The organism is Pseudomonas sp. AE27 (assembly GCF_037113495.1).
Classification (GTDB): Bacteria; Pseudomonadota; Gammaproteobacteria; order Pseudomonadales; family Pseudomonadaceae; genus Aquipseudomonas; species Aquipseudomonas palmensis.
Map to the genome: position 1 here is coordinate 390013 of NZ_CP146966.1, position 15048 is coordinate 405060.

Here is a 15048-nt window from a genome sequence, read left to right on the forward strand (position 1 = left end):
CAGCGTGGCCTGCAAAGCCGGCTCCAGCAGGAGCCGACCTTGCCGGCGAACACGTCAGCGCAGTGCTACTGCGCCTTGCTCACCCGCCAGATCACATTGCCCACGTCGTCGGCCACCAGCACCCCGCCACGCTGATCGTTCACCACGCCGACCGGGCGCCCCATGGCCTTGCCGTCCTCGTCGAGAAACCCGGTCAGCAGATCGATGGGCTTGCCCGACGGTTTGCCCGCCGTGCTGAACGGCACGAAGATCACCTTGTAGCCACTGTGCGGCTTGCGGTTCCATGAGCCGTGCTGGCCGATGAACGCGCCCTGGTCGAACGGCGCCGGCAAGGCATTCGGCACGGTAAACGCCAGCCCCAGCGAGGCGGTGTGCGGCCCCACCGCATAGTCCGGCGCAATCGCGCTGGCCACCAGTTTTGCATCCTGCGGTTGTACGCGTTCATCCACATGCTGCCCGTAATAGCTGTAGGGCCAGCCATAGAAGGCGCCGTCCTTCACCGACGTGATGTAGTCCGGCACCAGGTCGCTGCCGATCTCGTCACGTTCGTTCACCGCCGTCCACAGCTGCTGGCTATGGGGTTCCCAGGCCAGGCCGTTGGGGTTGCGCAGGCCGGTGGCGAACAGGCGCTGGCTGCCGGTGGCCGGGTCGACCTCCCAGATCGCGGCGCGGCCTTTCTCCTGCTCCATGCCGTTTTCGGCCACGTTGCTGTTGGAGCCCACGGTCACGTACAGCTTCTTGCCGTCGGGGCTGGCGATCACGTTCTTGGTCCAGTGGTGGTTGAGCGTGCCGCCCGGCAGGTCGACCACCTTGGTGCCGGTGCCCTGCAGGCGGGTGGCGCCTGGCTCGTAGGTGAAGCGCAACAGCCGATCGGTGTCGGCCACATAGAAGTCGTTGCCCACCAGGGCCATGCCGAACGGCGAGTTCAGCCCCTCGATGAAGGTGGTGCGGGTGTCGGCCACGCCGTCCTTGTCGCTGTCACGCAGCAGGGTGATGCGGTTGGGGCTGGGCACTCCGGCGCCGGCGCGGCCCATCACCTTGCCCATCACCCAGCCCTTGATGCCCTTGCCGTCATCGGGCTTGGGCGGCGCGTTGGTCTCGGCCACCAGCACGTCGCCGTTGGGCAGCACGTACAGCCAGCGCGGGTGGTCGAGCTTGTCGGCGAAGGCCACCACCTGGGTGCCTGCCGCAGCCTTGGGTTTGCCGCCCTCTGGCCAGCCGATGGCCGGCGCGATGTTTACCGTGGGGATCAGGGTCTTGTTCGGTTCGGGCAGGCGCGGCGACGGGCCGGTGCCATCGGTGACGTCCAGGCGGGCGTTCTCGCCGCAGGCCACCAGCCCGGTGGTGAGTGCCAGCAGTACAGCAATGCGCATGTTGCCCATGATCGGTGTCCCTCGCGAAGTTGGCCGTGTCCAGTAAGGTAGAGGCGGGCACGTCGGCGAGGTTCCCTCGACAGGGGCTCAGGCCTGCTTGAGCAGCAGCGCGATGCCGGGGTGGTAGCGGCCCACGTCGTCGTGCAGCTTGCGGTAGCCATAGGGGAACACCCAGGCGATGGCGCATGCATTGTGCTTTTGCAGGTCGTCGACCAGGTCCTGAAGCTCTTCGGGGCTGGCGTGTTGCCCGGCCTTGTACGGGCTGACGAACAGCGCGGCGACCTTGAGCTGGCTGGCATAGCCCACCAGGCGAGCCTGGGCGACGCTCTCCTGCAGGGCATCGGTGAGGTCGAGCTTGCCGACCCGTGGCCAGCGCTGGGTGGCTTGCAGGTAGGCGGTCTCTTCCTTGCTGGCGATCACCAGGTCGCAGTGCGCCGCACGCTCGCCTTCGTCGCGCTGCTTCTTGGTCTGCGCACCCTGCAAGGTCACCAGCTCCGCCTGCCAGGCCGCCGCGCCCAGCACGCCAAGGTTGCTTTGCACGCCTTGCCAGTAGGGGGCGTCGCTGTCGCCCAGGGTCTGGTTGTAGCGCTCCAGGCACTCGGCCCAACGTTCCAGGGCGGGGCGCAGGAACTCCAGACGCGGGTTGTTGATGATCAGACCTTGCATGCCGTGCTCCATTGTTATTGTGGATCGGAGAGGTGCGGATAATGGCTATGTGATATCACTGCAGTGAGTGTGACACAAGATGACATAAATGCCATTGATCCAGACCGCTTCGCAGCGCCTTTGATTGACGCTCATGGCCCAACCCTCTAACCTTCGCGACTTGTTTCAGGTGCTCTGCGGCCAAGGTGCCGGCAGGGTGAAACAGGGAAGCCGGTGGGCACGTGCAACGTGCGATTCCGGCGCTGCCCCCGCAACGGTAAATGAGTCGGGATCGCGCAGGGCCACTGGGTGCAACAGCCCGGGAAGGCGCGCGATCCGGGTCGATCAGACCCGCCCATGAGCCCGGAGACCGGCCTGTCACAGATCAACGGCATCACGGAGGGTGATGCGCGGTTCTCCCGGCCAGTGGCAGGGCCTGCGCGTTTTCCGTGTGCCATCGCCAACCTGCTGTCGCGCCGACTCGATCCCCCCGGTCCCTGTGCGCGCCAGTTGCCCACGGAGCCTCCGATGACCGACACCACCGATCGCGACGAACGCCATCTGGCGCGCATGCTGCGCAAAAAAGCGGTAATCGACGAACGCATTGCCAACTCGCCCAATGAATGCGGCCTGCTGCTGGTACTCAGCGGCAACGGCAAGGGCAAGAGCAGCTCGGCCTTCGGCATGCTGGCGCGGGCCCTGGGCCACGGCATGCAATGCGGCGTGGTGCAGTTCATCAAGGGCCGCAACAGCACCGGCGAGGAGCTGTTCTTCCGCCGCTTCCCCGAACAGGTGCGCTACCACGTGATGGGCGAGGGCTTTACCTGGGAAACCCAGGACCGCCAGCGCGACATCGCCGCCGCCGAGGCTGCCTGGGCGGTTTCGCGCCAGTTGCTGCAGAACCCGGCCATCGGTTTTGTAGTGCTCGATGAGCTCAACATCGCCCTCAAGCACGGCTACCTCGACCTCGACCAGGTGCTCGGCGACCTGCAGGCACGCCCACCGATGCAGCATGTGATCGTCACCGGCCGCGGCGCCAAGCCCGAGATGATCGAGCTGGCCGACACCGTGACCGAGATGGGCATGGTCAAGCATGCCTTCCAGGCCGGCATCCGTGCCCAGAAGGGCGTGGAACTATGAGGCAAACCCGTCATTGCCCGGCGGTGCTGATCGCGGCACCTGCATCTGGCCAGGGCAAGACCACGGTGACGGCCGCACTGGCGCGCCTGCACCGCAACCAGGGGCGCAAGGTCCGGGTGTTCAAGTGTGGCCCGGACTTTCTCGACCCGATGATTCTGGAGCGCGCCAGTGGCGCACCGGTGTACCAGCTGGACCTGTGGATGGTCGGCGCCGAGGAAAGCCGGCGCCTGCTGTGGGAAGCCGCCGCCGACGCCGACCTGATCCTGATCGAAGGGGTGATGGGGCTGTTCGACGGTACGCCGTCCAGCGCCGACCTGGCGCGGCATTTCGGCGTGCCGGTGCTGGCGGTGATCGACGGCACGGCCATGGCCCAGACCTTCGGCGCGCTGGCCCTGGGCCTGGCGCGCTACCAGCCCGACCTGCCGTTTGCCGGCGTGCTGGCCAACCGGGTGGGCTCGCTGCGTCACGCGCAACTGCTCGAAGGCAGCCTGACCGAAGGCCTGCGCTGGTACGGCGGGCTGTCGCGGGAAACCGGCATCGAACTTCCCAGCCGCCACCTGGGCCTGGTGCAGGCCAGTGAACTGACCGACCTGGACCTGCGCCTGGACGCCGCCGCCAACGCCCTGGGCGACAGCTGCGAGTCGGCCCTGCCGCCGGCGGTGGCCTTCGATGCGCCGCAGCCGCGCAGCATCGAGCCACTGCTGGCCGGCGTGCGGATCGGCGTGGCGCGCGACGAAGCCTTCGCATTCACCTATGGCGCCAGCCTGGACCTGTTGCGCGAGATGGGCGCACAGCTGAGCTTCTTCTCGCCGATCCACGACCGCCTGCTGCCAGACTGCGACAGCCTGTACCTGCCCGGCGGCTACCCTGAGCTGCACCACCATGCGTTGGCCGCCAACACGCCGATGCTGGCGGCGATCCGGGCCCATCACCAGGCAGGCAAGCCCTTGCTGGCCGAATGCGGCGGCATGCTCTACCTGCTCGATGCACTGACCGATGTGGCCGGCGAACGGGCCGAACTGGCCGGCCTGCTGCCGGGCGAGGCGGTGATGCAGAAGCGCCTGGCGGCCCTGGCCCTGCAAGCGGTAGAGCTGCCCGAGGGCACCCTGCGCGGGCATACCTATCACCATTCGCTGACCAGCACCGCGCTCGAACCCATCGCCCGCGGGCAAAGCCCCAACGGCGGGCGCGGCGCCGAGGCGGTGTACCGTTGCGGCCGGCTGACGGCCTCGTATGTGCATTTCTACTTCCCGTCCAACCCGTCTGCGCTGGCGGCGCTGCTGGCACCATGAGCGACCAGGCCTTCAACGACGCCGAGCGCGCGGCGGTCTACCGCGCCATCGGCGAGCGCCGCGACATGCGCCATTTCAGCGGCGGCGAGGTGGCCCCCGAGCTGCTGGCACGCCTGCTGCAGGCGGCGCACCAGGCCCCGAGCGTGGGCCTGATGCAGCCCTGGCGTTTCATCCGCATCACCCGCCGCGAGCTGCGCCAGCAGATCCAGGCGCTGGTGGAGCAGGAGCGGGTGCGCACCGCCGAGGCACTGGGGCAGCGTTCTGACGATTTCATGCGGCTCAAGGTCGAGGGCATCAACGATTGCGCCGAGGTGCTGGTGGCGGCGCTGATGGACGGGCGCGAGGCGCACATCTTCGGCCGTCGCACCTTGCCGGAAATGGACCTGGCCTCGCTGTCGTGCGCCATCCAGAACCTGTGGCTGGCGGCCCGTGCCGAGGGCCTGGGCATGGGCTGGGTGTCGCTGTTCGAACCGCAGGCACTGGCCGACCTGCTGGGCATGCCGGCCGGTGCCAAACCGCTGGCGGTACTGTGCCTGGGCCCGGTCGAGGCGTTCTACGAGGCGCCCATGCTGGTGCTCGAAGGCTGGGCCCGCGAGCGGCCATTGAGCGAGATGCTCTACGAAAACCATTGGGGAGAGCGTTGATGAGTGTGGCCTTGCTGAGTGTGGCCGGGGTGGCGCTGGATGCCTTGCTGGGCGAGCCCCGGCGTGCGCACCCGCTGGTCGCGTTCGGCCGTTATGCCGGACGCCTGGAACAACGCTTCAATGCCGGCGGTCGTGGCTGGCGCAGCCATGGCGTCACCGCGTGGTTTCTGGCGGTGGTGCCCCTGACCCTGCTGGTCACTGTGCTGTCGTGGCTGCCCTACATCGGCTGGCTGGTGGAGATACTGGCGCTGTACTGCGCGCTGGGCCTGCGCAGCCTTGGTGAGCATGTACGGCCCGTGGCCGAGGCGCTGCGTGGCGGCGACCTGGATGAAGCGCGCCGCCGCGTGGGCTACCTGGTCAGCCGTGAAACCGGCGAACTGGATGACACCGCCGTGGCGCGTGCCGCCACCGAATCGGTGCTGGAGAACGGTAGCGATGCAGTGTTCGCCGCCCTGTTCTGGTTCGTGGTGGCGGGGGCGCCAGGTGTGGTGCTGTATCGCCTGAGCAATACCCTGGATGCCATGTGGGGCTATCGCAACGAGCGCTTCGAGCGCTTTGGCTGGGCCGCAGCGCGCATCGACGATCTGCTCAACTATATTCCGGCGCGGCTGGTGGCCCTGACCTACGCGGTGCTGGGCAGGACGCGCCTGGCACTGAGCTGCTGGCGCCGTCAGGCACCGTTGTGGGACAGCCCCAACGCCGGCCCGGTGATGGCAGCTGGCGCCGGTGCGCTGGGTGTCGAACTGGGCGGCGCGGCGGTGTACCACGGCGAGCTGCACCAGCGCCCGCAACTGGGTGAAGGCCCGCCGGCCGATGCCGACGCCATCGAGCGTGGCTGGCAACTGGTGTGCAAGGGCGTGTGGTTGTGGTTGCTGCTGTTGTGCGTGGGGGCGCAATTCTATGCTTGAACACGGTGGTCGTTTGCAACGGGCGGTGCTGGAGTACGGCATCGCAGTGCAGGACTGGGTCGACCTGTCCAGCGGCATCGCGCCGTGGCCCTTCGCGATCCCCGAGATCCCGTTGCGCGCCTGGGCACGCCTGCCCGAAACCGACGATGGCCTGGAGCAGGCGGCCCGCGAGTACTACGGCGTGCCGCAACTGCTGCCGGTGGCCGGGTCCCAGGCCGCCATCCAGGCCCTGCCGCGCTTGCGTCGCAGTGGCAAGGTCGGTGTGCTGTCGCCGTGCTACGCCGAACATGCCGAGGGCTGGCGGCGCGCCGGGCACCGCGTGCGTGAAGTCGGCGAGGCCGAGGTGGAGTTCTTTCTCGACAGCCTCGATGTGCTGGTGGTGGTCAACCCCAACAACCCCACCGGGCGTCTGTTGAGCGCCGAGCGCCTGCTGGGCTGGCACGCCCGCCTGGCCCAGCGCGGTGGCTGGCTGGTGGTGGATGAAGCGTTCATGGACAACACCCCGCAACACAGCATCGCCGCCGAAACCTGGCGCAACGGGCTGATCGTGCTGCGCTCGTTCGGCAAGTTCTTCGGCCTGGCCGGTGTACGCCTGGGCTTCGTGCTGGCCGAACGTCAACTGCTGCAGCTGCTGGCCGAACAACTGGGGCCCTGGTCGATCGCCGGGCCCACGCGGGTGCTGGGCCAGGCCTGCCTGCTCGACCATGGCGCCCAGCAGCGCCAGATCACCCGCTGCGCCGAGGCCAGCACACGCCTGGCGCAGGTACTCGATGCTGCCGGTTTCACGCCGGCCGGCGGCTGCGACCTGTTCCAGTACCTGGAGCTTGCCCACGCCGCGCAGTTGCACCAGTTCATGGCGCGGCGCGGCATCCTGCTGCGCCTGTTCGAGCACCTGAGCAGCCTGCGTTTCGGCCTGCCGGCCACCGACACCGATTGGCAGCGCCTGGTCCAGGCGCTGGACGACTACCGCAAGGAACACCCATGACCACCCTGATGGTGCAAGGCACCACCTCCGATGCCGGCAAGAGCACCCTGGTGACCGCGCTGTGCCGCTGGTTGGCGCGCCAGGGCGTGGGTGTCGTGCCGTTCAAGCCGCAGAACATGGCACTCAACAGTGCGGTGACGGCCGACGGGGGCGAAATCGGCCGCGCCCAGGCGGTGCAGGCCCAGGCCGCCGGGCTGGCGCCGCACACCGACATGAACCCGGTACTGCTCAAGCCCAACAGCGAGACCGGAGCCCAGGTGATCGTGCATGGCCGCGCGGTCACCAGCATGAACGCGGTGGCCTATCACGACTACAAGGCCATCGCCATGCAGGCGGTACTGGCCTCGCACCAGCGCCTGAGCGACGCCTACCCGGTGGTGATGGTGGAGGGCGCGGGCTCGCCGGCCGAAATCAACCTGCGGGCCGGGGACATCGCCAACATGGGGTTTGCCGAGGCGGTCGACTGCCCGGTGATCCTGATCGCCGATATCAACCGCGGCGGGGTGTTCGCACACCTGGTCGGCACACTGGAGCTGCTGTCGCCCAGCGAGCAGGCGCGGGTCAAGGGCTTCGTGATCAACCGCTTTCGTGGCGACATCGCCCTGCTGCAGCCCGGCCTGGACTGGCTCGAGGCGCGTACCGGCAAGCCGGTGCTGGGCGTGCTGCCGTATGTGCTGGACCTGCATCTGGAAGCCGAGGATGGCCTGGACCGACGCCAGGGCCAGAAAGCCGCGCAGGTGCTCAAGGTGATCGTGCCGGTGCTGCCGCGCATCAGCAACCATACCGACTTCGACCCGCTGCGCCTGCATCCGCAGGTGGATCTGCAGTTCATCGGGCCGGGCGACGCGATACCGCCGGCCGACCTGATCATCCTGCCGGGCTCCAAGAGCGTACGCAGCGACCTGGCGCACCTGCGCGAGCGCGGCTGGGAGGAGGCGATAGCCCGCCACCTGCGCTACGGCGGCAAACTGCTGGGCATCTGTGGTGGCCTGCAGATGCTCGGGACCCACGTGCATGACCCACTGGGCCTGGAAGGCGCCGCCGGCAGCAGCGCGGGCCTGGGCTGGCTGGACTACAGCACGCAGCTGGAGGCCGAGAAGCAGCTGCGCAATGTCAGCGGCACGCTGAACCTGGAGCAGGCGCCCGTCAGTGGCTACGAGATCCATGCCGGGGTCACCCGCGGGCCGGCGCTGGCGCAGCCCGCCGTACAGTTGGCCGACGGTCGCAGCGATGGCGCGGTCAGCGCCGACGGGCAGATCCTGGCCACCTACCTGCACGGCCTGTTCGAGTCGCCGCATTCGTGCACGGCGCTGCTGCGCTGGGCTGGCCTGAACGATGTGCAGCAGGTGGACTACCATGCTCTGCGTGAACTGGACATCGAACGCCTGGCCGACCTGGTGGACACGCACCTGGACGGCGCCCGGCTTCGTCAACTCTGCGGGCTGGACTGACATGCTCAAGCTGATTCTTGGCGGCGCCCGATCGGGCAAGAGCCGCCTGGCCGAACAATATGCCGTCGACAGCGCGCTGGCGGTGACCTATATCGCCACCAGCGAGCCGCTGGACGGTGAAATGAATGCCCGCGTGCAACTGCACCGTGCGCGTCGCCCTGCCGAGTGGGCGCTGATCGAGGAGCCGCTGGCGCTGGCGCAGGTGCTGCGCGAAACCGCCGCGCCCGAGCGTTGCCTGCTGGTGGACTGCCTGACCCTGTGGCTGACCAACCTGCTGATGCTCGAAGACCCCGAGCGCCTGGCCGCCGAGCGCGATGCACTGCTGGACTGCCTGGCGCAGTTGCCGGGTGAAATCATCCTGGTCAGCAACGAGACCGGCCTGGGCGTGGTGCCCATGGGCGAGCTGACCCGTCGTTACGTCGATGAAGCCGGCTGGCTGCATCAGGCCATTGCCGAACGTTGCCAGCACGTGGTGCTGACCGTTGCCGGCCTGCCACTTACGCTCAAGGGAGCCTGAACATGAGTCAAAACTGGTGGCAGAACGCGTGTCAGCCGATCAATCTGGCTGTGCGCGAACAGGCGCTGGAGCGCCAGCGCGAGCTGACCAAGCCAGCCGGCTCACTGGGCCGGCTGGAGCAGGTTGCGGTGGAGCTGGCGGGCTTGCAGGGCAAGCTCAAGCCTGGCGTACGGCAGGTATGGATCGCGATTTTCGCGGGCGATCACGGCGTGGTGGCCGAGGGGGTTTCGGCCTATCCGCAGGTGGTCACCCGGCAGATGCTGCAGAACTTCGTCGGCGGCGGCGCAGCCATCAGCGTGCTGGCCCGCCAGTTGGGTGCGCAGCTGGAGGTGGTCGACCTGGGGACGGTCGACCTGACCCTGGAACTTGCCGGTGTACGCCATCTGCGCATCGGGGCGGGCACCGCCAACTTCGCCCAGGTGCCGGCAATGACCGCCGAGCAGGGGCGCCTGGCGCTGCAGGCCGGGCGCGAGAGCGCCTTGCGTGCGCGTGATGCCGGGGCGCAACTGTTCATCGGCGGCGAAATGGGCATCGGCAACACGGCCTCTGCCAGTGCGGTGGCCAGTGCATTGCTCAAATGCACCCCTGGCGAGCTGACCGGCCCCGGCACTGGCCTGAATGCTGCCGGTGTCGAACACAAGACCCGCGTGATCGAGCGCGCGCTGCTCACCCACGCGGCGCTGGCCGACGACCCATTGGAGCAGCTGTTGTGCTTTGGCGGCTTCGAGATTGCCGCGCTGGTGGGGGCGTACCTGGCGTGCGCGCAGCAAGGCATCGTGGTGCTGGTGGACGGTTTTATCTGCACCGTGGCGGCGCTGGTTGCAACGCGCATCAACCCCGGTTGCCGGGCCTGGCTGCTGTTCGGTCATCGCGGCGCCGAGCCCGGGCACCAGCGGGTGCTCGAAGCGTTGCAGGCGCAACCGCTGCTGGAGCTGGGCCTGCGCCTGGGCGAGGGCAGCGGGGCGGCGCTGGCGGTACCGCTGCTGCGCATGGCCTGCGACCTGCACGGGCAGATGGCGACCTTCGCCGAGGCGGCGGTGGCGGACCGCGATACATGATCGTCGACCTGCTGCGTCATGGTGAAACCGAACTGGGCGGTGGGCTGCGCGGCAGCCTGGACGACGCGCTGACCGAACTTGGCTGGGCGCAGATGCGTGCGGCTGTGGTCGAGGGCGGGCCGTGGACGCGGATCATCAGCTCGCCGCTGCAGCGCTGCGCGCGATTTGCCGAAGAACTTGCCGATCAGGCGGGCGTGCCCATGCAACTGGAGGCCGGCCTGCAGGAGCTGCACTTCGGCGACTGGGAGGGGCGCAGCACCGCCGAGCTCATGCTTACCGACGAACAGGGCCTGGGGCTGTTCTGGGCCGACCCTTATGCCTTCACGCCGCCGGGTGGCGAGCCGGTCACGGCGTTTGCCGAGCGGGTGCTGGCGGCCATGGCGCGGGCGTATCAGGCCCACGTCGGCGAGCGCGTGCTGCTGGTGACCCACGGCGGCGTGATGCGCCTGCTGCTGGCCCGTGCCCGCGGCCTGCCGCGCGAGCAGCTGCTGCAGGTGGTGGTCGGGCACGGCGCGGTGCACCGTCTGCATTGCGCGGCCGACGGTCGTTTCACGGAAGCCGCCTGATGCAGGCGTTCTGGATTGCCCTGCAGTTTCTCAGCAGCCTGCCGGTGCGCCTGGCGGGCATGCCCGCGCCCGAGCAGATGGGGCGCTCCCTGCTGTGCTACCCGCTGGTGGGGCTGTTGTTCGGCGGGGTGTTGTGGGCCGCCAGCACACTGCTGGCGGGCAGCCCGCCGATGCTGCAGGCGGCCCTGCTGCTGTGCGTCTGGGTGTGGTTGAGCGGTGCGTTGCACCTGGATGGCCTGGCCGACAGCGCCGATGCCTGGCTGGGCGGGTTCGGCGATCGCGAACGCACCCTGACGATCATGAAGGACCCGCGCAGCGGGCCGATTGCGGTGGTGACGCTGGTACTGGTGCTGCTGCTCAAGTTCTGCGCGTTGCTCGCGCTGGTCGACAGCGGGCAGGCGGTGGGCCTGCTACTGGCACCGGTACTGGGGCGGGCGGCGATGCTGGGGTTGTTCCTGTGCACGCCGTATGTGCGCGCAGGCGGCCTGGGACAGGCGCTGGCCGAGCATCTGCCGCGTGGCGAAGCCAAGGCCGTGTTGCTGGCGACCGGTTTGGGGTGCCTGGTGCTGGCGGGATGGAACGGTATCCTGGCCGTGGGCGTGGCGCTGCTGGTGTTCGCGCTGCTGCGTCAGGTGATGCTCAAGCGCCTGGGGGGCACCACCGGGGATACAGCAGGGGCGTTGCTGGAGCTGCTGGAGCTGGCGGTGGTGGTAAGCCTGGCACTCTGAAGGGGCTGTCAGGAGCTCTTCGCTGCGGTCATGTATCCGTAGTGTTTTGCAACTGAATGCAGCACGTTGTCAGCCTTCGCAAGCGCTAGCCTTACGTTCCTCTGTCTTTGCGGGGTGCCCCGATGCGCAACCAGCTGCTGGCCTGCCTTATCGCCTGTTCGTCCCTGCCGGCCCACGCCGCCGACCTGATCGACTTCTGGAACACGCCGCGCCATGGCGGCAACAGCTTCAACCGCCTGCCGCCCGACCAGGCCTATTTCGAGGCGCTGCACGGCTACGGGGCGAGCTGGGTGCGGTTGTCCTATGACAAGTGGCAAGCGGCGCAGCGTGATTTTCTGCTCGGTAATGCCGATACCTACCAAGGGCTGCCGGCCGCCGACCTTGCCACGCTCAAGGCCACCCTGGACCGCGCGCACGCCGCAGGCCTCAAGGTCGTTATCACGCCCCTCTCACTGCCCGGCATGCGCTGGGCACAGAACAACGCCGGCCAGTTCGATGACCGGCTCTGGCAGGACAAGGCCTACTGGGCCCAGGCCGCCGACTTCTGGCGTGACCTGGCGCGGGCGCTCAAGGACCATCCGGCGGTGGCGGCCTACAACCTGATCAACGAACCGGCGCCCGAGAAACTCGGCGGCCTGGCCGAGCACGCCAGCGCCGAGCAGATGCGCGCCTGGTACCGACAGCAGCAGGGCAGCACCCGCGACCTGCCGGCGCTGTATCGCCAGTTGGTGGCGGCGATACGCGAAGTCGATCCACTCACCCCGGTCATGCTCGATGCCGGCTGGTACGCCGCGGCCGATGCCTTCGAGTACTGGCCTGGCGCGCTCGACGACCAGCGCCTGCTCTACAGCTTTCACATGTACGAACCCTACGCGGCCACCAGCGCGCCCAACCTGGAGCGCGCCACGCCCTATGCCTACCCTGGGCCCGCGCCCTTTGGCGGCAGCGTTGCGCAATGGAACAAGGCCCGGGTGCAGCAGTATCTGCAGCGCCCGCTGGACTGGGCCGGCAGGCACGCGGTGCCGGCCAATCGCCTGGTGGCCGGCGAGTTCGGCTGCATGCGCCGCTGGGCGGGCTGTACCGCCTATCTGGAGGATGTACTGGGCACCCTCGATCGCCAGCAGGTGCACTGGGCCTTCTACAGCTTTCGCGAAGACAGTTGGGACGGGATGGACTACGAGCTGGGCAGCGCCAAAGTGCCGTGGGCTTATTGGCAGGCGATCGAAAAGGGCCTGCCGGACCCGCTCAAGCGCACGCCCTCCAGCCTGTTGGAACCGATTCGAAAACGCCTTGCCCTCAATGGCGTACCCCACTGAACGCTTGCATCCTGGAAACTCCGGGTATATACACGCATCTATGTTGAAGAGCCATTGCATCTGTACTCATCTGCGCCGGGCCGCCCGTGGGGTCAGCCGGCACTATGACGAAGCCCTTGTGGGCTTCGGCATCAATGTCGCCCAGTTTTCCCTGCTGCGGCATCTGCAGCGTCTCGATCAGCCCAGCATCTCGGTGCTGGCCGAGTCCATGGGCCTGGATCGCAGCACGCTGGGTCGCAACGTGCGGGTGCTGGAAGCCGACGGCCTGGTGGCGTTGGCCGAAGGTGTCGACTTGCGCAACCGCATCGTACTGCTGACGGAGAAGGGCCTGGCGCGCCTGGTGGCCGCCACGCCTGCCTGGGAGCAGGCCCAGGATGCCCTGGTGAGCAACCTGGGCGAAGGGCAGCGCGATGAACTGGTGCGCCTGTTGGAACAGTTGGCTTGAGCGTATTACACCAATAAGCGGGTATATACCCGTGTAACCTTGCGGCGGTCTGGGAGAACAAGAATGACATCGGTATGGCGCACGAGCGGTTGGGTGCTGTTGGGGGCGGCGCTGATCCTGGCATTGTCGCTGGGGGTGCGGCATGGCTTCGGCCTGTTCCTGGCGCCGATGAGCGCCGAATTCGGCTGGGGGCGCGAAGTGTTCGCCTTCGCCATCGCCTTGCAGAACCTGATCTGGGGCCTGGCCCAGCCGTTTGCCGGTGCCCTGGCCGATCGCCTGGGCGCGGCCAAGGTGGTGATCATCGGCGGCATTCTCTACGCCGTGGGGCTGGTGATGATGGGCATGGCGGACTCGGCGTGGTCACTGTCGCTCAGTGCCGGGCTGCTGATCGGCATCGGCCTGTCGGGCACCTCGTTCTCGGTGATCCTGGGTGTGGTAGGGCGTGCCGTGCCGGCAGACAAGCGCAGCATGGCCATGGGCATCGCCAGCGCCGCAGGCTCCTTCGGCCAGTTCGCGATGCTGCCGGGCACCCTGGGCCTGATCGGCTGGCTGGGCTGGTCGGCGGCATTGCTGGTGCTGGGCCTGCTGGTGGCCTTCATCGTGCCCCTGGTGGGCATGCTGCGCGATAACCCGCTGCCCAGCCAGGGGCACGAACAGACCCTGATGCAGGCGCTGCGCGAAGCCTGTTCGCACTCGGGCTTCTGGTTGCTGGCGCTGGGCTTTTTCGTGTGCGGTTTCCAGGTGGTGTTCATCGGCGTGCACCTGCCGGCCTACCTGGTCGACCAGCACCTGCCGGCCACCATCGGCACCACGGTGCTGGCACTGGTCGGGCTGTTCAATATCGTCGGCACCTACACCGCCGGCTGGCTGGGCGGGCGCATGTCCAAGCCGCGCCTGTTGACCACCCTGTACCTGCTGCGGGCGGTGGTGATCGTGCTGTTCCTGTGGGCGCCGGTGACCCAGTTCAGCGCCTACCTGTTCGGTATCGCCATGGGCCTGCTGTGGCTGTCGACGGTGCCGCTGACCAACGGCACCGTCGCCACCCTGTTCGGGGTGCGCAACCTGTCCATGCTGGGCGGCATCGTCTTTCTGTTCCATCAGTTGGGCGCATTCCTGGGCGGCTGGCTGGGCGGTGTGGTGTACGACCGTACCGGCAACTATGACCTGGTGTGGCAGATCTCGATCCTGCTCAGCCTGCTGGCTGCCGCGCTCAACTGGCCGGTGCGCGAGCGCCCGGTGGCGCGGCTGCAGGCGCGGCCGGAGGCGGCATGACCGCGCGCCTGGTAGCGTTGGTGCTGGCTGGCCTGGTGCTGGCGCTGGTGTGGTGGGGCTGGCACCAGGGCGGTCTGGCGCTGATGCAGTTGGGCATGGGCGTGTGCTAGGCGTAAGCTGAACCCCTGCACTCAGGCAAGGGAGACGCACCATGTACGCACGCTGGCTGTTGGTACCGCTATTGATCCTGGCCGGTTCGGGGGCCGTGCTGGCCGCCGACTGCCCGGCCTTGCTGCAGGGCGAGTTGCCCAAGCTGCGCGCCAAGGAACAGGTGAACCTGTGCGAGCGCTTCGCCGGCAAGCCGCTGGTGGTGATCAACACCGCCAGCTATTGCGGCTTCGCGCCGCAATTCGAAGGGCTCGAGAGCACCTACAAGGCTTATCACGGGCAGGGCCTGGAAATGCTCGGGGTGCCGTCCAACGACTTCAAGCAGGAAGACGCCGACAGCGAGAAGACCGCCAAGGTGTGCTATGCCAACTACGGCGTGACCTTCACCATGACCGAGCCACAGAAGGTGCGCGGCGACGACGCCACGCCGCTGTTTCGCGAGCTGGCCAGGCAGAGCAATGCGCCCAGGTGGAATTTCTACAAGTATGTGGTCGATCGCCAGGGCAAGGTGGTAGCCAGCTTCTCCAGCCTGACCAAGCCGGACGACCCGGCGTTCAGGGCTGCCATCGAGAAGGCCATCGCCTCGCAGCCCTGAGGTGG

16 protein-coding genes and 1 riboswitch are annotated in these 15048 nt (G+C 67.9%); of the genes, 14 read left to right on the forward strand and 2 right to left on the reverse strand.

What is annotated here, in order from left to right; all coding sequences use genetic code 11:
* Nucleotides 1-65 precede the first annotated feature (65 nt).
* Together V9K84_RS01805 and V9K84_RS01810 are read right to left on the reverse strand one after the other, a co-directional pair.
* Complete coding sequence (locus tag V9K84_RS01805) at nt 66-1382, reverse strand: sorbosone dehydrogenase family protein (RefSeq protein WP_088514026.1); 1317 nt, start codon at nt 1380-1382, stop codon at nt 66-68.
* A 78-nt stretch (nt 1383-1460) separates the two neighbouring features.
* Nucleotides 1461-2039, reverse strand: a complete 579-nt coding sequence (locus V9K84_RS01810; protein WP_043862542.1) for a hypothetical protein — start codon at nt 2037-2039, stop codon at nt 1461-1463.
* Nucleotides 2040-2189: 150 nt separating this feature from the next.
* Nucleotides 2190-2412, forward strand: a riboswitch (cobalamin riboswitch).
* Nucleotides 2413-2546: 134 nt separating this feature from the next.
* Here V9K84_RS01810 and cobO point away from each other — a divergent pair.
* The 14 genes from cobO (at nt 2547) to V9K84_RS01880 (ending at nt 15043) form a co-directional block, all read left to right on the forward strand.
* Nucleotides 2547-3158: a cob(I)yrinic acid a,c-diamide adenosyltransferase gene (gene cobO / locus V9K84_RS01815; protein ID WP_043862541.1), complete on the forward strand. Its 612-nt coding sequence runs from the start codon at nt 2547-2549 to the stop codon at nt 3156-3158.
* Entirely contained in the window at nt 3155-4450 is a 1296-nt protein-coding gene (locus tag V9K84_RS01820; RefSeq protein WP_043862540.1) for a cobyrinate a,c-diamide synthase, read from the forward strand. The genes cobO and V9K84_RS01820 overlap by 4 nt, the downstream gene beginning before the upstream one ends.
* The gene (bluB, locus tag V9K84_RS01825) at nt 4447-5094 is read left to right on the forward strand and encodes a 5,6-dimethylbenzimidazole synthase (protein WP_043862539.1); all 648 of its coding nucleotides are present in this window, start codon (nt 4447-4449) and stop codon (nt 5092-5094) included. The genes V9K84_RS01820 and bluB overlap by 4 nt, the downstream gene beginning before the upstream one ends.
* Complete coding sequence (gene cbiB / locus V9K84_RS01830; RefSeq protein WP_043862538.1) at nt 5094-6002, forward strand: adenosylcobinamide-phosphate synthase CbiB; 909 nt, start codon at nt 5094-5096, stop codon at nt 6000-6002. The genes bluB and cbiB overlap by 1 nt, the downstream gene beginning before the upstream one ends.
* Nucleotides 5995-6987, forward strand: coding sequence for a threonine-phosphate decarboxylase CobD (gene cobD, locus V9K84_RS01835; RefSeq protein ID WP_088514025.1), 993 nt, complete (start codon nt 5995-5997; stop codon nt 6985-6987). The genes cbiB and cobD overlap by 8 nt, the downstream gene beginning before the upstream one ends.
* Nucleotides 6984-8438, forward strand: coding sequence for a cobyric acid synthase (locus tag V9K84_RS01840; protein WP_058541008.1), 1455 nt, complete (start codon nt 6984-6986; stop codon nt 8436-8438). The genes cobD and V9K84_RS01840 overlap by 4 nt, the downstream gene beginning before the upstream one ends.
* 1 nt (nt 8439) lies before the next feature.
* Complete coding sequence (gene cobU, locus V9K84_RS01845; protein WP_043862535.1) at nt 8440-8955, forward strand: bifunctional adenosylcobinamide kinase/adenosylcobinamide-phosphate guanylyltransferase; 516 nt, start codon at nt 8440-8442, stop codon at nt 8953-8955.
* A gap of 2 nt (nt 8956-8957) precedes the next feature.
* A complete protein-coding gene (gene cobT / locus V9K84_RS01850; RefSeq protein ID WP_088514024.1) occupies nt 8958-10013 on the forward strand; it encodes a nicotinate-nucleotide--dimethylbenzimidazole phosphoribosyltransferase in 1056 nt (351 codons plus the stop codon).
* On the forward strand, nt 10010-10579 hold the full coding sequence (cobC, locus tag V9K84_RS01855) for an alpha-ribazole phosphatase family protein (protein ID WP_088514023.1): 570 nt from the start codon (nt 10010-10012) through the stop codon (nt 10577-10579). The genes cobT and cobC overlap by 4 nt, the downstream gene beginning before the upstream one ends.
* Nucleotides 10579-11307, forward strand: coding sequence for an adenosylcobinamide-GDP ribazoletransferase (locus V9K84_RS01860; protein WP_088514022.1), 729 nt, complete (start codon nt 10579-10581; stop codon nt 11305-11307). Before cobC ends, V9K84_RS01860 begins: the two co-directional genes overlap by 1 nt.
* A gap of 122 nt (nt 11308-11429) precedes the next feature.
* Nucleotides 11430-12623, forward strand: a complete 1194-nt coding sequence (locus V9K84_RS01865; RefSeq protein WP_088514021.1) for a cellulase family glycosylhydrolase — start codon at nt 11430-11432, stop codon at nt 12621-12623.
* Between the two features lie 40 nt (nt 12624-12663).
* The gene (locus V9K84_RS01870) at nt 12664-13068 is read left to right on the forward strand and encodes a MarR family winged helix-turn-helix transcriptional regulator (protein WP_043862530.1); all 405 of its coding nucleotides are present in this window, start codon (nt 12664-12666) and stop codon (nt 13066-13068) included.
* A 63-nt stretch (nt 13069-13131) separates the two neighbouring features.
* On the forward strand, nt 13132-14340 hold the full coding sequence (locus tag V9K84_RS01875) for an MFS transporter (protein WP_043862529.1): 1209 nt from the start codon (nt 13132-13134) through the stop codon (nt 14338-14340).
* A gap of 151 nt (nt 14341-14491) precedes the next feature.
* Complete coding sequence (locus V9K84_RS01880; RefSeq protein ID WP_043862528.1) at nt 14492-15043, forward strand: glutathione peroxidase; 552 nt, start codon at nt 14492-14494, stop codon at nt 15041-15043.
* Nucleotides 15044-15048 lie beyond the last annotated feature (5 nt).

Coding starts and splice junctions, on each gene's coding strand:
- V9K84_RS01840 (WP_058541008.1), top strand. CDS start 6,984: ATGACCACCCTGATGGTGCAAGGCACCACCTCCGATGCCGGCAAGAGC.
- cobT (WP_088514024.1), top strand. CDS start 8,958: ATGAGTCAAAACTGGTGGCAGAACGCGTGTCAGCCGATCAATCTGGCT.
- V9K84_RS01875 (WP_043862529.1), top strand. CDS start 13,132: ATGACATCGGTATGGCGCACGAGCGGTTGGGTGCTGTTGGGGGCGGCG.
- V9K84_RS01880 (WP_043862528.1), top strand. CDS start 14,492: ATGTACGCACGCTGGCTGTTGGTACCGCTATTGATCCTGGCCGGTTCG.
- cobU (WP_043862535.1), top strand. CDS start 8,440: ATGCTCAAGCTGATTCTTGGCGGCGCCCGATCGGGCAAGAGCCGCCTG.
- cobD (WP_088514025.1), top strand. CDS start 5,995: ATGCTTGAACACGGTGGTCGTTTGCAACGGGCGGTGCTGGAGTACGGC.
- V9K84_RS01805 (WP_088514026.1), bottom strand. CDS start 1,382: ATGGGCAACATGCGCATTGCTGTACTGCTGGCACTCACCACCGGGCTG.
- V9K84_RS01820 (WP_043862540.1), top strand. CDS start 3,155: ATGAGGCAAACCCGTCATTGCCCGGCGGTGCTGATCGCGGCACCTGCA.
- cbiB (WP_043862538.1), top strand. CDS start 5,094: ATGAGTGTGGCCTTGCTGAGTGTGGCCGGGGTGGCGCTGGATGCCTTG.
- V9K84_RS01860 (WP_088514022.1), top strand. CDS start 10,579: ATGCAGGCGTTCTGGATTGCCCTGCAGTTTCTCAGCAGCCTGCCGGTG.
- V9K84_RS01810 (WP_043862542.1), bottom strand. CDS start 2,039: ATGCAAGGTCTGATCATCAACAACCCGCGTCTGGAGTTCCTGCGCCCC.
- cobC (WP_088514023.1), top strand. CDS start 10,010: ATGATCGTCGACCTGCTGCGTCATGGTGAAACCGAACTGGGCGGTGGG.
- V9K84_RS01865 (WP_088514021.1), top strand. CDS start 11,430: ATGCGCAACCAGCTGCTGGCCTGCCTTATCGCCTGTTCGTCCCTGCCG.
- bluB (WP_043862539.1), top strand. CDS start 4,447: ATGAGCGACCAGGCCTTCAACGACGCCGAGCGCGCGGCGGTCTACCGC.
- cobO (WP_043862541.1), top strand. CDS start 2,547: ATGACCGACACCACCGATCGCGACGAACGCCATCTGGCGCGCATGCTG.
- V9K84_RS01870 (WP_043862530.1), top strand. CDS start 12,664: ATGTTGAAGAGCCATTGCATCTGTACTCATCTGCGCCGGGCCGCCCGT.